General features: G+C 67.0%; 16 protein-coding genes. 11 read left to right on the top strand and 5 right to left on the bottom strand.

Features of this window, described 5'->3' with window-relative positions:
- Positions 1 to 113: 113 nt before the first annotated feature.
- A complete protein-coding gene (gene hemA, locus AC1DQ3_RS19410; RefSeq protein WP_477121778.1) occupies positions 114 to 1418 on the bottom strand; it encodes a glutamyl-tRNA reductase in 1305 nt (434 codons plus the stop codon).
- Positions 1419 to 1681: 263 nt separating this feature from the next.
- Here hemA and AC1DQ3_RS19405 point away from each other — a divergent pair, with 263 nt between their 5' ends.
- Positions 1682 to 1918, top strand: a complete 237-nt coding sequence (locus tag AC1DQ3_RS19405) for a hypothetical protein (RefSeq protein WP_477121777.1) — start codon at positions 1682 to 1684, stop codon at positions 1916 to 1918.
- A gap of 110 nt (positions 1919 to 2028) precedes the next feature.
- Here AC1DQ3_RS19405 and AC1DQ3_RS19400 read toward each other — a convergent pair whose 3' ends face one another.
- Positions 2029 to 2796, bottom strand: coding sequence for a 5'-methylthioadenosine/adenosylhomocysteine nucleosidase (locus AC1DQ3_RS19400; RefSeq protein ID WP_477121776.1), 768 nt, complete (start codon positions 2794 to 2796; stop codon positions 2029 to 2031).
- Between the two features lie 193 nt (positions 2797 to 2989).
- On the opposite strand from AC1DQ3_RS19400, the gene AC1DQ3_RS19395 reads away from it, so the two are divergent.
- The 6 genes from AC1DQ3_RS19395 to AC1DQ3_RS19370 all read left to right on the top strand — a co-directional run bounded on the left by AC1DQ3_RS19395 (position 2990) and on the right by AC1DQ3_RS19370 (position 7745).
- Positions 2990 to 4033, top strand: coding sequence for a DUF2157 domain-containing protein (locus AC1DQ3_RS19395; protein ID WP_477121775.1), 1044 nt, complete (start codon positions 2990 to 2992; stop codon positions 4031 to 4033).
- Positions 4030 to 5151, top strand: a complete 1122-nt coding sequence (locus tag AC1DQ3_RS19390; protein WP_477121774.1) for a DUF4401 domain-containing protein — start codon at positions 4030 to 4032, stop codon at positions 5149 to 5151. The genes AC1DQ3_RS19395 and AC1DQ3_RS19390 overlap by 4 nt, the downstream gene beginning before the upstream one ends.
- Complete coding sequence (locus AC1DQ3_RS19385; protein ID WP_477121773.1) at positions 5148 to 5648, top strand: GDYXXLXY domain-containing protein; 501 nt, start codon at positions 5148 to 5150, stop codon at positions 5646 to 5648. Before AC1DQ3_RS19390 ends, AC1DQ3_RS19385 begins: the two co-directional genes overlap by 4 nt.
- Before the next feature lie 398 nt (positions 5649 to 6046).
- Positions 6047 to 6688 (top strand): CsgG/HfaB family protein, encoded by a 642-nt coding sequence (locus AC1DQ3_RS19380; RefSeq protein ID WP_477121833.1) that lies wholly within the window; start codon positions 6047 to 6049, stop codon positions 6686 to 6688.
- A 41-nt stretch (positions 6689 to 6729) separates the two neighbouring features.
- Positions 6730 to 7092: a DUF4810 domain-containing protein gene (locus tag AC1DQ3_RS19375; protein WP_477121832.1), complete on the top strand. Its 363-nt coding sequence runs from the start codon at positions 6730 to 6732 to the stop codon at positions 7090 to 7092.
- On the top strand, positions 7089 to 7745 hold the full coding sequence (locus AC1DQ3_RS19370) for a DUF799 domain-containing protein (RefSeq protein WP_477121772.1): 657 nt from the start codon (positions 7089 to 7091) through the stop codon (positions 7743 to 7745). The genes AC1DQ3_RS19375 and AC1DQ3_RS19370 overlap by 4 nt, the downstream gene beginning before the upstream one ends.
- A gap of 291 nt (positions 7746 to 8036) precedes the next feature.
- Here the strand turns inward: AC1DQ3_RS19370 and AC1DQ3_RS19365 are convergent, their stop codons facing one another.
- The 3 genes from AC1DQ3_RS19365 to ychF all read right to left on the bottom strand — a co-directional run bounded on the left by AC1DQ3_RS19365 (position 8037) and on the right by ychF (position 9813).
- On the bottom strand, positions 8037 to 8297 hold the full coding sequence (locus tag AC1DQ3_RS19365) for a Txe/YoeB family addiction module toxin (protein ID WP_477121771.1): 261 nt from the start codon (positions 8295 to 8297) through the stop codon (positions 8037 to 8039).
- Positions 8294 to 8554, bottom strand: coding sequence for a type II toxin-antitoxin system Phd/YefM family antitoxin (locus AC1DQ3_RS19360; protein WP_477121770.1), 261 nt, complete (start codon positions 8552 to 8554; stop codon positions 8294 to 8296). Before AC1DQ3_RS19360 ends, AC1DQ3_RS19365 begins: the two co-directional genes overlap by 4 nt.
- A 167-nt stretch (positions 8555 to 8721) precedes the next feature.
- Positions 8722 to 9813, bottom strand: coding sequence for a redox-regulated ATPase YchF (ychF, locus tag AC1DQ3_RS19355; protein ID WP_477121769.1), 1092 nt, complete (start codon positions 9811 to 9813; stop codon positions 8722 to 8724).
- Positions 9814 to 10103: 290 nt separating this feature from the next.
- Between ychF and AC1DQ3_RS19350 the strand changes: the two genes are divergently transcribed.
- From AC1DQ3_RS19350 to AC1DQ3_RS19335, 4 genes are all read left to right on the top strand, one after another.
- Positions 10104 to 11360 carry a UbiH/UbiF family hydroxylase gene (locus AC1DQ3_RS19350; RefSeq protein ID WP_477121768.1) on the top strand — a complete coding sequence of 419 codons (1257 nt, stop codon included), beginning with the start codon at positions 10104 to 10106 and terminating at the stop codon, positions 11358 to 11360.
- Between the two features lie 40 nt (positions 11361 to 11400).
- Positions 11401 to 12150, top strand: a complete 750-nt coding sequence (locus tag AC1DQ3_RS19345; RefSeq protein WP_477121767.1) for a DsbC family protein — start codon at positions 11401 to 11403, stop codon at positions 12148 to 12150.
- A gap of 82 nt (positions 12151 to 12232) precedes the next feature.
- Positions 12233 to 13222, top strand: a complete 990-nt coding sequence (gene acuI, locus AC1DQ3_RS19340; RefSeq protein ID WP_477121766.1) for an acrylyl-CoA reductase (NADPH) — start codon at positions 12233 to 12235, stop codon at positions 13220 to 13222.
- 64 nt (positions 13223 to 13286) lie between these two features.
- Positions 13287 to 15092 carry a M61 family metallopeptidase gene (locus AC1DQ3_RS19335; RefSeq protein WP_477121765.1) on the top strand — a complete coding sequence of 602 codons (1806 nt, stop codon included), beginning with the start codon at positions 13287 to 13289 and terminating at the stop codon, positions 15090 to 15092.
- Positions 15093 to 15102: the final 10 nt, after the last annotated feature.

Below are 15102 nucleotides of genomic sequence, written 5' to 3'. Positions count from 1 at the left end.
TGCGTAATGTTGCAATGCGGTTGCAGCGCGGGGATTGCGTGCTGGGCGGCGCAACGGGCCGGGCAACGCAAAGCTGGCCCCGCGCGGAACGCACGCGGCCGAGGTGAGCGCGGCTAGCGCTCGGAGTGGCTGCTGTGGCGGAACAGGCCCGGGACCAGGCGCAGCAGGGTTTCGCGGTCGTCGCCCTGGGTGTGGTTCAGCGCGTGGGTGGGGCCGTGCAGGAATTTGCGGGTCAGCGCGCCGGACAGTGCTTCGAGCACCGCCTCCGGGTCGTCGCCGCGCGCCAGCATGCGGCGCGCGCGCTCCAGTTCGGCCTGTCGCATGGCCTCGCCCTGCGCCTGCAGGTCGCGGATGACCGGCACCACGCTGCGGGTTTCCAGCCAGTGCATGAAGTTCTGCACGCGGCTTTCGATGATGGCCTCGGCCTGCGCCACGGCAGCCTGGCGCATGGCGCTGCCCTCGCGCACGATGGCGCCGAGGTCGTCCACGGTGTACAGGAAGACGTCATCCAGGCGCGCGACTTCGGGCTCGACGTCGCGCGGCACGGCCAGGTCCACCATCATGATGGGGCGGTGGCGGCGCAGCTTGACCGCGCGCTCCACGGCGCCCAGGCCGATGATGGGCAGCGAACTGGCGGTGCACGACACCACGATGTCGAACTCGTGCAGGCGCGCGCCCAGGTCCGACAGGCGGATCGCTTCGGTGGTCAGGCCCTGGCCGGCAAGCTGCTCTGCGAGCTTTTCGCCACGCTCGACGGTGCGGTTGGCCACCACGATCTGGCGCGGCGTTTGCGCCGCGAAGTGCGTCGCGCACAGCGCGATCATCTCTCCGGCGCCGATAAACAGCACGCGCTGGGTCGAGACGCTTTCAAAAATCCGTTGGGCCAGGCGTACCGCGGCGGCGGCCATCGACACCGAATGCGCACCGATCTCAGTCTGGCCCCGGACTTCCTTGGCTACCGCGAACGTGCGCTGGAACAACTGGTTCAGGTAGGTGCCAAGCGCGCCGGCTTCACCGGCGGTACGCACCGCATCCTTCAACTGGCCCAGGATCTGGGTTTCGCCCAGCACCATCGAATCCAGCCCGCTGGCCACGCGGAAGGCATGGCGCACGGCTTCCGACTGCGGCAGGGAATAGAGGTGCGGCGCGAGTTCTCCGGCCGGCACATTGTGGTGCTGCGCCAGCCAGCGCAGGGTGTGCTCGAAGCCCTCCGACCCCGACACCAGCACATCGGTCGCGCAGTAGATCTCRGTGCGGTTGCAAGTGGAGAGGATGGCGGCTTCGGTACCGTTCCTGCCCGCCAGGTGAGTGCGCAAGGCGCCCAGCGCGGGTTTGATCTGCTCAAGCGGAAACGCCACCCGTTCGCGCAGCGAGACGGGCGCCGTGGTGTGATTGATACCGATCGCGAGCAGTTGCATGGTGGGGTGCATGTCTCTTTGGCCGGGCTCCGGGCAGCGGCCTTGCAGGCCGCAACGCGGGAGTCAGGTGCAATCCGGGCTCGAATTCAAGCGCGGATTCCGGCGCAAAGCGCCGCCGAACCGGGCTACATTATACCGCCCGGCGCGGATCTTGCCCGGTTACGGATAGGTGCAACCCCCCTCTACCATCTTGTTATAGTCGCACTCGGCCTGCGGCGAGGCCGCAAGGCGGCGCGCATGTTCAGGGAATTCAGGAGAAAGTGATGTTGGGTACGCTGGTGGTGGGGGTGCTGGTCGGGCTGGCAGCGCGGTCGCTGCATCCCGCGGGCCGGGTCAGCCTGATGGCGGCGATGGTATTCGGGGCGCTGGGCGCACTGGCCGCGTTCTATGGCGGCCGTGGCCTGCACTGGTTTGCGGATGGGCAGATGGCGGGGTGGTTTGCCGCAACGCTGGGGGCGGGCGTGCTGGTGGGCGTTTGGGGAATGGCCAGGGCGCGGTAATCGCGGACTACCGGCCGCGGACTACGGGCGCCAGTTTCCGGGCCGCAAATTATCGAAGCGCCAAAATCCCTGATCCGGGAATATTCCCGCTTACTCCCGCTTACTCCCGCTTACCCGCGCCCTTCCAGAAATCTCTTCAAAACCCCGCTCGAATAATGACTGGCCACCTCGGTCAGGAACGCCGCGAAATCCACATGCGCGCTGTCGTCGGCCCGATCCGATAACGTCCGCATCACTGCGTACCGCACGCCATATTCGTGGCAGACCTGTCCCACCGCGGCGCCTTCCATTTCCACCGCCAGCACCCCGGGCAGGCGCTCGCGCAATTCGGCCGCCGCGGTGGGCGAGCCAATGAACTGATCGCCGCTGGCGATCATGCCCAGGTGCAAGGCAGGCGCGCTCACGCCGAAGCGCGCGAGCACGTCCGCCGGCACCGAGGCCGGCAGGTCTTCGCGCAGATAGCCCGCCACGGCTTCGCGCAGCGCGGCGGTCAGCGAGGGATCGGTGGGGAATTCGGCGCGCTCGAGCAGCGGCACTTCATGCCGTCCGAAGAACGGGCGCGCGTCCAGGTCGTGCTGCAGCGTGCGGTCCGCCACCACCACATCCCCGACCCGCGTATCGGCACCGATGCCGCCGGCCAGTCCGGTGAAGACGATCTCGTCCACGCCGAACTCGCGCACCAGGGTCACCGTGGTGGCCGCAGCGGCCACCTTGCCCATGCGCGCCAGCACCAGCACGCAGCGCTGACCGTAGAGATGCCCGACATGGTAGTCGCGCATGCCGATGCGCTGCACGGTGGCGCGGGCATCGTCGTGGCGCATGGCGGCGATCAGGCCGTCGACTTCATCGTGAATGGCGGCGAGGATACCAAGGGTCATGGCGGGGCGCGCTGGGCGTGGCTGGATGGGAAAAACGCACAGCATACCGGGCCGGCCCGCAGCCGCAAAGCGCTGGCGCGCGGGCGGCTGCCGCGCGTGGCCGCGCACGCAAGGAAAGTGCCGCGGGTGCACGCATCTTTGCTACAGTGGACTGGCGCATCCATCACATAGGGCACCCATGCAGCCATCCTCGATGCAACCCTTCCAGGCCCGGCGGGCCGTGCGGCAGGCGCTGGCCGACTGGCGCGAGCAAGGCGTGCTCGGTGCCGATGGCGTGGCCGCCGTCTGGCCAGGCACCGAGCCGGACGCGGCAGGCTGGCGGACCTGGCTCGACCGTGCCTTGCTCGCACTGGGTGCTGCCTTGCTGTGCGCCGGCGTGATCGTATTCTTCGCCTTCAACTGGCAGGACCTGCACAAGTTCGCCAAATTCGGCCTGCTGGCTGCCGCGCTGACCCTGCTGGCCGGATTCGCCTGGCTGCGGCCGCCTGCCGACATGGGTGGACGCGCCGCGCTGTGCGGCGCCCAGGTGGTTGCCGGGGTGCTGCTGGCCGTGATCGGGCAGGTGTACCAGACCGGCGCCGATGCCTGGCAACTGTTCGCCTTGTGGGCGCTGCTGGCGATCCCGTGGGCGCTGGCGGCACGCGCGGCACCGCACTGGTGGCTGATGATCGTGCTGGCCAATGTGGCGTTGCTGCGGTATTTCAGTGTCCGCCTCGGCGTGGGCGGCATGTTCGACCTGCTGTTCGGAGCGGCTGGTGCGCGCACCACCCCGCTATTGCTGCTGGCGGCCACGCTGTTGCAGCTGGCGCTGTGGTTCGCGCTGTGCGCAACGGCGCCGGCCCAGGGCTTTCGCGGACTGGCCGGCGCGCGCATTCTTGCCGCGCTGGCGTGCGGCTATGCCGGCTGGCTGGGCCTCGCCAGCATCCTGCACAACCGCTTCGACGCCGCCATGTTCGGCGTGGCCTTGCTGACACTGGGCGGGCTGCTCGCCTGGTTCCGGCTGCGGGCCTTCGATGTAGTGGCGCTCAGCATGGCCAGTTTCGCCGCCATCGTGCTGCTGGTGGCCGCGGTGGCGCGGCTGCTGCTGGATGTCAACCGCGCGGGATTCGGCGGCTTCCTGATCCTGGGGCTGTTGACCATCGGCCTGTCCGCCGTGGCGGCAGCGTGGCTGTTACGCGCTTACCGGCAACATGGTCCGGCCGATGCGGGCGGCGCGGCAAAGGGAGAGCCGGCATGATCAGCGATCGTCACGCAGTGCAGGCGTTGTGGCAGGACCTGGCCGCGCGCGGACTGGCGCAGGGGCAGCCCGCGCAAGCCCAAGCCCGCACGCCGTGGGCAGTGCGGCTGCTGATGGGCCTGGCCGGCTGGCTGGGTGCGGTGTTCTTCCTCGCCTTCCTGCTCGGCTCGGTCTTTGTGGCCGCGCGCCACAACGCGATGGCGATGGTGCTGTGCGGCGCCGCGATGATAGCCCTGGCTGCCGCGCTGTACCGGCGGCGCGCAGGCGCAACGGCGCTCGAACAATTCGCGCTGGCTGTCAGCCTGAGCGGCCAGGGCCTGCTCGTGTATGGCGCGAGCCAGGCCTACGGAGGCAGCCGGCTGCTTGAAACCACCCCGTTCTGGGGCGCGCTGGCACTGTTCGAGGCCGCGCTCTATGTGCTGGTCGGCAACCGCCTGCATCGTTTCCTGGCGGCGCTGGGTGCGTGGACTGGCGTGGCACTGGCGCTGCACCTGGCCATGACGCCAGGCCTGAGCCACGTCTGGCAGGCGATGAGCTTCTCGCTGGGCTGGCTGGCGCCGCTTGCGCTGACGCTGCTGACCGGCTTCGTGCTTGCGGAAGGGCGGCTCTGCGCCGCCGGCCTGCACGGCTGGCTCGAGCCGGCCGCGGACGCCACGCTGCTGTTCGCGCTGGGCGCGGCGCTGCTGGTGACCGGCATGGGACAGCCATACGCATGGCTGTTCGATGCCGACACCGGACGCCACACCGGCAACTACTGGCTGGCCGGCGCCCTGTGCGGCGCGGTGTTCGCCGCCTATGCGCTTGCCGAGGCGGGACGCCTGCGGCTACGTCCGGCGGTGCGTGTGGCGGCGGTGCTCGGCGTGGTGCTGTTCAGCGCATTGCTGGCCGGCGCGCCCGCGGTGGTTGCCGCCGCGCTGGCGCTGGGCCTGGCGCTGCGCCGCGGCTCGCTGCCATGGCTGGGCCTGGCCGTGGCCACGCTCGGCATCGGCTTTATCTGGTACTACAGCGCGCTGCACTGGACGCTGCTGATCAAGTCCGCCACGCTGGCCGGCGCCGGCCTGGCCGTGCTCCTGTTGCGCATGGCGCTGCATCGCGAAGGCACAAGGAGCCAAGCATGAAACGCTGGATCCTGATGGCTTGGGTACTCACGCTCGGGCTGGCGGCGTTTGCCATCGCCGGCAAGGAAAGGCTGCTGGCACACGGCGACACGCTCTACCTGCGGCTGGCGCCAGTGGATCCGCGCTCGCTGATGCAGGGCGACTACATGGCCCTCAACTTCGCCATCGCCGACGCTATCCGCGAGGCGCGGCGGCAGCAAGGCGTCGAGCCCGCGCGAGAGCAAGTGGCCGTGATCCGCCGCGATGCGCGCGGCGAAGCCAGCCTGGTGCGCCTGCACTCGGGCGAAGCGCTGGCCGCCGGCGAGCAACTGCTGCGTTTCCAGACCGTGCCGACGCGTTGGGGCGGCGTGCAGGCGCAGGTGTCGACCGACGCGTATTTCTTCCAGGAAGGGCAGGGGGCGCGGTTCGAGAAAGCGCGGTACGGGGAATTTCGCGTGGGGGCGGATGGGCAGGCGCTGCTGGTAGGGTTGCGGGGGGCGGATCTGGGGCCGTTGTGAGTGGAGCGGCGTGGTTGCCGTCGGCATTCCGCTGCCCAGGCGTGAGTGCCGGCAATTGGAATAGGGCGTAATGAAACGCCGTTTTTCGCCTGTTTAATTCCAATTACATTTGTTCAATTTGCTTTATAAATATTCCAGTGATCTCCCGTACACTACGGGACGAACCTGTGCTGGCCTGGCAAGTCCGGACTCGATTGCGCCGTGCCGCAGCGTTGTACATCCAACCAAAGTGGGGTGTTGGATGTGTCCCCGGCGGTCGTTAGCAAATTCCATATCCGGATTTTCCCGGCCGCTTCCGAGGGCGCGAAAATCATCTGTTTCATGACCCGTAATCCCCGTAATTAATAGGAGAAATCTTAGTGAAGAAAGCGACCGCAATCCCTCTGATCGGGGCAACGATGTTGCTCGCCATGCTCGGCGGGTGCGCCACGGAGACTTCGACCGCCCTGCCCGTGCAGAAAGTGGAGAGCGCCAGCCGGCCCTATGCCGGCGTGCGGACCCCGATCGCCGTTGGCAAGTTCGATAACCGTTCGAGCTATATGCGAGGCGTGTTTTCCGATGGCGTCGACCGGCTGGGTGGCCAGGCCAAGACCGTGCTGATCACGCATCTGCAGCAGACCAGCCGCTTCAACGTGCTGGATCGCGACAACATGGAAGAGATCAAGCGCGAAGCGGCCATCAAGAGCCAGGCACAGCGCCTGAAGGGTGCCGACTACGTGATCACCGGCGACGTGACCGAGTTCGGGCGCAAGGAAGTCGGCGACCAGCAACTGTTCGGCATTCTCGGCCGCGGCAAGTCGCAGGTCGCCTACGCCAAGGTCGCGCTCAACGTGGTCAACATCGCCACGTCCGAAGTCGTCTTCTCCGCCCAGGGCGCCGGAGAGTACGCGTTGTCCTCGCGCGAAGTGATCGGCTTTGGCGGCACCTCGAGCTACGACTCCACGCTCAACGGCAAGGTGCTCGACCTGGCCATGCGCGAGGCCGTCACCAATCTGGTCACAGGCATCGAAGGCGGCGCGTGGAAGCCGGGCAATCCATAAGGCGGGTGTGTTGAAGAGGAGAAGAAGTGAAAAAGCAAAAAATGTATCGGCCATGGCGCCCTGCGGCGCTGGCCTTGATGGGAATCATTCTGCTGGCCGGCTGCACGGCGCCCAAGACCCTGTATCAGTGGGAAAGCTACCAGCCGCAGGTCTATCAGTACTTCAAGGGTGAGCCGAAGCAGGCGCAGATCGAAGCGCTCGAGCGCGACATGCAGAAGATCACGGCCGCAGGCGCCACGCCGCCCCCGGGTTACCACGCCCACCTGGGCCTGCTGTATGCCGACATCGGCAAGGACGACCAGATGGTGCAGGAATTCCGGACCGAGAAGACCTTGTTTCCCGAGTCGGCAGCTTACGTCGATTTTCTGATGAAGAACGTCAAGCGGGGAGAGGAAAAGAAATGAAGCCACTATTCAAGCGCCTTTTCGCCGCCGCGGCGGTCGCCGTGCTGGCAGCCGGTTGCGCTGCGCCCCGGCAGAATGTCGACTACAGCGCCTTCAAGGCCAGCCGCCCGCGCTCGATCGTGGTGCTGCCGCCCCTGAACGAATCGCCCGATGTGAAGGCGACCTACAGCATGCTGTCGCAGGTTACCTATCCGCTGGCCGAATCCGGCTACTACGTGCTGCCCGTCACGCTCGTGGACGAAACCTTCAAGCAGAATGGCCTGACCACCGCCGGCGACATCCACCAGGTCGCGCCGGCCAAGCTGCGCGAGATCTTCGGCGCCGACGCCGCGCTCTACATCACCGTATCGAAGTACGGCACTTCGTACATGGTCATCAGCAGTGCCACGATCGTCACCGCCCGCGCCAGGCTGGTCGACCTGAAGACCGGCGCCACGCTGTGGAGCGGCAGCGCATCGGCCTCCAACGACCAAGGCAATAGCGGCGGCGGCCTGATCGGCGCGCTGGTCACGGCGGCGGTCAAGCAGGTGTTGAACAGCGTCACCGACGCCGGCCACACAGTGGCGGGCGTGACGAGCACACGGCTGCTGTCGGCCGGGCAACCGGGCAGCATTCTGTACGGGCCGCGGAATCCCAGGTACGAGACGGATTGAGGGTTGCGGTTGAATGTGGGCGGTTGGCGTGAGCTGCCGCCAGTACGTGGGAAGCCCCGCAGGTTGACGGCCTTGCGGGGCTTTTTGTTGGTTGCTTGAGCCCCTCCGGCGAATGCACGCGCTCTGACACTTGCACTCGGTGCAAAGGTATTACCTCGCGCTACCGGGCAGCACCATCATCATCTCGGCCAGGTTCTACGCGCGAGAACCTCCTGCTCTGTCTGCCGTTATCGGAGACTTATCCTGACCACAAGCCTCACGCGTCGCCCTCCGGCCGGATGTGCGTTCCAGTCAGTAATGGTATCGGCAGGCCACGATGTTGATCTGGCCCTGCGTCACGTCATAGATGAGCCGATTGGTGTCGTCGATGCGCCGCGACCAGAAGCCGGCCAGGTTGCCCACCAGTGGCTCGGGCTTCCCAATTCCTTCGAATGGCGTGCGCTGGGCGTCTTTGATGAGTTGATTGACGCGCTTGAGCGTTTTGCGGTCTTGTCCTTGCCAATAGAGGTAGTCCTCCCAAGCATCGGGCGTGAACAGCACGCGCCGGGTCACTCGTCCTCCTTAGCCAGTGGACGCTCAACCGCGCGGCCGCGCTGCAGCTGTTCGATGGATCGGGTCAGGCGCGCCGCGTTGGCTGGCGACCGCAGCAAGTGCAGCGTTTCCATCAGGCTGTCGTAATGCTCCTGCGACATGATGACGGCATTGGGCGCATCGCGGCGGGTGATCAGTATCGCGTCCGCGTCGTCGAGGGTCTGGTCAATGACCGCCTTGAGATTGTTACGGGCATCCGAGAAATGTACGGTGCGCATAGTCACTCCAACTTGTACAGGTACAAGTACAAGTATAGCTGGCGACTGCAAATTGTTCTAGCGCGGAGCCCGAGCAAAGCTGGCAAACAAAAACCCCGCAGGCACACATGCCTTGCGGGGCTTTTGCCGCCCGCCGAATGCAACCGGCGGACAGTGATTCAGGCTGCTTAGACGTTGAACAAGAAGTTCATGACGTCCCCATCCTTCACCACATACTCCTTCCCTTCCGCGCGCATCTTGCCGGCTTCCTTCGCGCCTTGCTCACCCTTGTAGGTAACGAAGTCCTCATAGGCGATAGTCTGGGCGCGGATGAAGCCGCGTTCGAAGTCAGTGTGGATCACGCCGGCAGCCTGCGGCGCGGTGTCGCCTACATGGATCGTCCACGCGCGCACTTCCTTCACGCCGGCGGTGAAGTAGGTCTGCAGCCCCAGCAGGGTGAAGCCGGCGCGGATCACGCGGTCCAGGCCGGGTTCTTCCATGCCGAGGTCGGTCAGGAACTCAGCCTTGTCCGCATCGTCGAGGTCGGCGATCTCGGCTTCGATGGCGGCGCACACGGCGACTACCGGCGACCTGGTCTTGGCGGCGTGGGCGCGCACGGCGTCCAGGTGCGGATTATTCTCGAAGCCGTCCTCGCGCACATTGGCCACGTACATGGTGGGCTTGGCCGTGATCAGGCACAACGGCTTGATGGCGGCCCATTCTTCGTCCGTCAGGTCGAGCGTGCGCACGGCCTTGGCCTCGTTCAGCACGGCCTGGGCCTTGTCCAGCACGGCCACCAGGCGCAGCGCTTCCTTGTCGCCGGCGCGCGCGGGCTTGATGTAGCGGGCGTGGGCCTTTTCCACGGTGGCGAGGTCGGCCAGTGCCAGTTCGGTATTGATCACCTCGATATCCGACAGCGGATCGACCTTGCCGGCCACGTGGATCACGTTCTCATCCTCGAAGCAGCGCACCACGTGGGTGATGGCGTCGGTTTCGCGGATATTGGCCAGGAACTGGTTGCCCAGGCCCTCACCCTTGGAGGCGCCCGCCACCAGGCCGGCGATGTCGACGAACTCGACCACGGCCGGCAGCACGCGCTCGGGCTTGACGATCTCAGCCAGCTTGGCAAGCCTCGAATCCGGCACTTCCACCACGCCGACATTGGGCTCGATGGTGCAGAACGGGTAGTTCTCGGCGGCGATGCCGGCCTTGGTCAGGGCGTTGAACAGCGTGGACTTGCCGACGTTGGGCAGGCCGACGATGCCGCATTTGAGGCTCATGGTAAACCTTTAAAAATCAATGGGTTGCGGTTCGCCCTGGGTGCGTCTGGCGCGCGCGGTCGGCGCAGCTGCGGAGACGCAGAGGGGGAAGGTGCAGCATGAGGCAAGACAGCCAAAGCGGGACTTCGCTCACCGGTTTTGTGCTGGAACTGCCATCGGAAAGATCGCTATTGTAACCTCGCCAGACGTTGCGCTGAACCCGCCGGCTACGTCCTCTGGTCCGCGTATTTCCTGGTTCGCCGCGCGTGGCCGCCCCAAAGCCAAGGTGCCGGGGTGGCTATAATCCACGCATGACTCGTCCATCTCCATCCCGTTTCCAGGTTGCCGTGGTCGGCGGCGGCATCGTCGGCAAGGCCTGTGCGTTGCTGCTGGCCCAGCAGGGCATGCAGGTGGCGCTGGTCGCGCCGCGGCCGCAGGGCGCCGCGCCGGAGCCGGGCCAGTGGGACAACCGCATCTACGCCTTCTCGGCGAGCTCGCAGGTCCTGCTGGAGCAGTTGCGCGTGTGGGAGGCGCTGGATCCCGCGCGGATGCAAATGGTGTCCGATATGCGTGTGTTCGGCGATGCGAGCGCAGCACAGGCCGACGCCCCGGCCGCCGGGGACCTGCATTTTTCCGCTTATGCCGCGACCGTGCCGCAACTGGCGTGGATCATCGAATCCCGCCATGTCGAGCGCGTGCTCGATACGGCCTTGCGCTTCCAGCACCAGGTGCATTGGTACGACGATACCGCGACCGACTTCGCGCGCGACCATGAGGGTGCCACGCTGACCCTGGCTGGCGGCGACAAGGTGCGCGGTGCCCTGGTGGTGGGCGCGGATGGCGCGCGTTCCTGGTTGCGCGACCAGTGCCATATCCCGGTTTCCAAGCGCCGCTACCGCCAGCTTGGCGTGGTGGCCAATTTCGAGTGCGAGCTCCCGCACCAGGACACGGCCTGGCAGTGGTTCCTGGGAACGCCGCCCAAGCTGATGGCTGACGAGGAGCCCGCCAATGGCGAGATCCTGGCGCTGCTGCCCTTGCCCGGCCGCCGCGTTTCCATGGTGTGGTCGGCCGATGAGGGCCATGCGAACGAGCTGTTGGCGCTGTCGCCCGAGGCGCTGGCCAATACTGTGATGCAGGTGGCCAGCGAAGCGGTGGGGCGCCAGTTCGGCGCGCTGCGCTGCGTGACGCCGGCGCAGGGCTTCCCCCTGGTGCTGCAGCGCGCCGAGCAGTTCGTCCAGCCGCACGTGGTGCTGGTTGGCGACGCGGCGCACGTGGTGCACCCGCTGGCTGGCCAGGGCATGAACCTGGGCTTGCGCGATGTGGCGGAACTTGGCCGCGTGATGGCTGACAAAGAGTCTTTCCGTGGCGAAGGCGACCTGCGCCTGCTGCGCCGCTACGAGCGGGCGCGCGCCACCGACCTGCTCTCCCTGACCGCCGCCACCGATGGCCTGCACCGGCTGTTTTCCCTGCCTGGCGGCATCGCGCACACGGTGCGCAATACCGGCATGCGGGCGGTGGGCGGGCAGCCGTTGCTTAAACGTTTTCTTATCGGCCGCGCGCTGGGCTGAGCCCGCACGCGTGCCGAACCATCGATTCACTGGAGTCATCATGTTGCAATTCCTGCGCCGCCGTCCCGCCCTGTCAGCCACCATCGCGGGTGGCTTGGCGGCTGCCGGCTTCGCGCTCCACGCCATGGCTGCCGGCGATCCCGGCACCGACCGCATCAAGGAATCGATGCAGAAGATGCTCGGCGGGCGCGCCGAAGTGAAGAGCGTGGCCAAGACTCCGGTGCCCGGCCTGTTCGAGGTCAATATCGGCGGCCAGGTGGTCTACACGGACACAACCGGCCGCTACATCATCAACGGCGAGATGGTCGACAGCAAGACCGGCACCAACCTGACCGAGGAGCGGCTGGCCGATCTCAACCGCATCAAGTGGTCGGACCTGCCGCTGGCGCGCGCCATCAAGTGGAGCAAGGGCGACGGCAGCCGCCAGGTCGCGGTGTTCTCCGATCCCAACTGCGCTTACTGCAAGCGTATCGAGCAGACCTTCCAGCAGATGGACAACATCACCGTCTACACCTTCCTCTATCCGGTGCTGTCGCCGGATTCCGCCGTGAAGGCCAAGCAGGTCTGGTGCGCGACGGACCGCAGCAAGGTCTGGCGCGACTGGATGCTGAGCCACGTGGCGCTGACCGGCAACGGCAGCTGCAAGACTCCCGTGGACGACAACCTGGCGCTCGGCCAGAGCCTGAATGTCACCGGCACCCCGGCGGTGTTCTTCATGGACGGCACGCGCATTCCCGGCGCCGCCGACGCCGCCACGCTCGAGCGCAAGCTGGCCAGCCTCAAGAAGTAAGCACATCGCGCCGGTGGCCTTCCCGGCGCTGCGGTGCCGGAGCCGTCCGGTCGTCTTTTTTCCAGGATCCGAAGGAGACACCATGACGTTCCAGGCTTTGCTGCTGAACCAGGCCGACGGCGCCACCCAGGCCGCCGTCACCCCGCTCGATGAATCCAGCCTGCCCGCCGACGGCGATGTGCTGGTTGCCGTCGACTACTCCACCATCAATTTCAAGGACGGGCTGGCCATCACGGGCCGCTCGCCGGTGGTGCGCAAGTGGCCGATGGTGGCGGGCATCGACGGGGCCGGCATCGTGCTGGAATCCACGCATCCGCGCTGGAAGGCTGGCGACAAGGTTGTGCTCAACGGCTACGGCGTGGGCGAGACGCACTGGGGCTGCCTGGCGCAGCGCGCCCGCCTCAAGGGCGACTGGCTGGTGGCCTTGCCGGCAGCCTTTACTACGCGGCAGGCCATGGCCATCGGCACCGCCGGCTATACCGCCATGCTGTCGGTGCTGGCGCTGGAGCGCGCCGGCGTGAAGCCTGGCGATGGCGAGGTGCTCGTGACGGGCGCCTCCGGCGGCGTGGGCTCGGTCGCCATCGCGATCCTCTCCAAGCTGGGCTATCGCGTGGTGGCATCCACCGGCAAGACGGCCGAGGCTGACTTCCTCAAGGCACTGGGCGCGGCGGACGTGATCGACCGCACCGAACTCGGCAAGCCGAACAAGCCGATGCAGAAGGAGCGCTGGGCCGCCGTGGTGGACTCGGTGGGCTCGCACACGCTGGTCAACGCCTGTGCGCAGGTGCGCTACGGCGGCGCGGTGACGGCCTGCGGGCTGGCGCAGGGCCTGGACTTCCCGGGCTCGGTGGCGCCCTTTATCCTGCGTGGCATCACGCTCTACGGAATCGACAGCGTGATGGCGCCGATGGCGCGGCGCGAGGAGGCCTGGCAACGCCTGGCGCAGGACCTGGAGCCGGATCGCCTGCACGCCATCACGCGCGAGATCGGCTTGTCCGAGGCGATCGATGCCGGACGCAAGATCGTGGAAGGCGGCATGCGCGGCCGCGTGGTGGTGAACGTCAACGCCTGAGCCGGCGCGGGGGCCTGGGCGCTCGGGGGCGGTCATGCACGGGCATGGCGCTACAATCACGCTCATGAAGCCGATCCATTACGCCATCGCCCCGCTTCAACCCGAAGCGCACCTGTTTGCCGTCACAGTCACGGTCGACGCCCCCAATCCCGCCGGCCAGCAGTTCCACCTCCCGGCGTGGATTCCCGGCAGCTACATGATCCGCGACTTCGCACGCAACATCGTGCGCATCCGCGCGGACGCCGGCGGCAAGCCGGTGGCGCTCGCCAAGCTGGACAAGCAGAGCTGGCAGGCGGCGCCGGTGGACGGGCCGCTGACGCTCAGCTACGAGGTCTATGCCTGGGACCTGTCGGTGCGCGCCGCGCATCTCGACGCCACCCACGGCTTCTTCAACGGCAGCTCGGTGTTTCTTTGCGCCACAGGGCTGGAAGACCGCCCCTGCATCGTGGACATCCATGCTCCCGCCGGCGAGGCCTATGCCGGCTGGCGCGTCGCCACCGCCATGCGCGAAGCGCCCGGCCGTGGCGGCGCCAAGCGATATGGTTTCGGCCGCTACCAGGTTGCAGACTACGACGAATTGGTCGACCACCCGGTCGAGATGGGCAACTTCGCCATGGGCAGCTTCCGCGCCTGCGGCGCGCAGCACGACGTGGTGTTCACCGGCCGCGTGCCGCAGCTCGATCTCGATCGCGTATGCCGCGACCTGAAGCAGATCTGCGAGGCGCAGATCCGGCTGTTCGAGCCCAAGACGGAAAAGGCACCGTTCCTCGACAGCAACCGCCGTTACGTGTTCATGACCATGGTCACGACCGACGGCTATGGCGGGCTGGAACATCGCGCCAGCACGGCGCTGATGTGCGGGCGCGCGGACCTGCCGGCGCTTGGCAAGGAGGAGGCCACCGAGGGCTACCGCACCTTCCTCGGGCTGTGCAGCCATGAGTATTTCCATACCTGGAATGTCAAGCGCATCAAGCCCGCGGCCTTCGTGCCGTACCGGCTGCGCGAGGAAAGCTATACGCCGCTGCTGTGGCTATTCGAGGGGTTCACCAGCTACTACGATGACCTGATGCTGGTGCGCAGCGGCCGCATCACCGAGAAACAATACGTGGAGCTGCTGGCCAAGACCTGGAACGGCGTGCTGCGCGGCAACGGCCGCACCAGGCAGAGCGTGGCGGAGAGTTCGTTCGATGCCTGGACCAAGTACTACCGCCAGGACGAAAATGCGCCCAACGCCATCGTCAGCTATTACACCAAGGGCTCGCTGGTGGCGCTGGCGCTGGACCTCACCATTCGCGCCAGGACCCGCAACCGCCGCTCGCTCGACGACATCATGCGCGCGCTGTGGCAGCGCTACGGCAGCGGCTTCTACGCGCCGGGCGCGCAGCAACGCGGCGTGACCGAGGCCGAGGTGCATGCCTTGTTCGACGAGGTCAGCGGCCTGCGCCTGGGCGCGCTGCTGCGCTCGCTGACCGAAGGCACCGGCGAGCTGCAGCTGGCGGCGGTGTTCAAGCCCTTCGGCATCAAGGCTGTGCAGACAAAGCCGGAGCGCAACGCCGCGCTCGGCATCAAGACCAAGAACGAAGACGGCTGGGTGCGCGTGAGCCAGGTGCTCGACGGCGGTGCCGCGCAGGCGGCCGGGATCTCGGCGGGCGACCTGCTGGCCGCGGTGGATGGCCTGCGCGTGGCGCCCGGACAGCTCGACAAGCTCTTGGCGCGCTACCGCAGCGGTGACAGCGCAGAATGCCACGTATTCCGCCGCGATGAGCTGCACGTGTTGCCGCTGACCTTCGCGCGCGAGCCGGCGGTGCAGTACACCGTGACGGCCGAAGGCGGCCGCCAGGCCATGCGCGCGCGCTGGCTGGGTCTCTAGGCCGGTCAAG

It is taken from the genome of Cupriavidus sp. 01T418 (assembly GCF_056398885.1).
This window is presented reverse-complemented; position numbering and strand designations above follow the sequence as displayed.

Bases quoted from the DNA above. Each gene is read 5' to 3' on its own strand.
- AC1DQ3_RS19350 (WP_477121768.1), top strand. From the start codon at position 10,104: ATGACTCGTCCATCTCCATCCCGTTTCCAGGTTGCCGTGGTCGGCGGC.
- AC1DQ3_RS19400 (WP_477121776.1), bottom strand. From the start codon at position 2,796: ATGACCCTTGGTATCCTCGCCGCCATTCACGATGAAGTCGACGGCCTG.
- AC1DQ3_RS19370 (WP_477121772.1), top strand. From the start codon at position 7,089: ATGAAGCCACTATTCAAGCGCCTTTTCGCCGCCGCGGCGGTCGCCGTG.
- AC1DQ3_RS19375 (WP_477121832.1), top strand. From the start codon at position 6,730: ATGTATCGGCCATGGCGCCCTGCGGCGCTGGCCTTGATGGGAATCATT.
- AC1DQ3_RS19390 (WP_477121774.1), top strand. From the start codon at position 4,030: ATGATCAGCGATCGTCACGCAGTGCAGGCGTTGTGGCAGGACCTGGCC.
- AC1DQ3_RS19360 (WP_477121770.1), bottom strand. From the start codon at position 8,554: ATGCGCACCGTACATTTCTCGGATGCCCGTAACAATCTCAAGGCGGTC.
- AC1DQ3_RS19345 (WP_477121767.1), top strand. From the start codon at position 11,401: ATGTTGCAATTCCTGCGCCGCCGTCCCGCCCTGTCAGCCACCATCGCG.
- AC1DQ3_RS19385 (WP_477121773.1), top strand. From the start codon at position 5,148: ATGAAACGCTGGATCCTGATGGCTTGGGTACTCACGCTCGGGCTGGCG.
- AC1DQ3_RS19380 (WP_477121833.1), top strand. From the start codon at position 6,047: ATGTTGCTCGCCATGCTCGGCGGGTGCGCCACGGAGACTTCGACCGCC.
- ychF (WP_477121769.1), bottom strand. From the start codon at position 9,813: ATGAGCCTCAAATGCGGCATCGTCGGCCTGCCCAACGTCGGCAAGTCC.
- AC1DQ3_RS19395 (WP_477121775.1), top strand. From the start codon at position 2,990: ATGCAACCCTTCCAGGCCCGGCGGGCCGTGCGGCAGGCGCTGGCCGAC.
- AC1DQ3_RS19405 (WP_477121777.1), top strand. From the start codon at position 1,682: ATGTTGGGTACGCTGGTGGTGGGGGTGCTGGTCGGGCTGGCAGCGCGG.
- acuI (WP_477121766.1), top strand. From the start codon at position 12,233: ATGACGTTCCAGGCTTTGCTGCTGAACCAGGCCGACGGCGCCACCCAG.
- AC1DQ3_RS19335 (WP_477121765.1), top strand. From the start codon at position 13,287: ATGAAGCCGATCCATTACGCCATCGCCCCGCTTCAACCCGAAGCGCAC.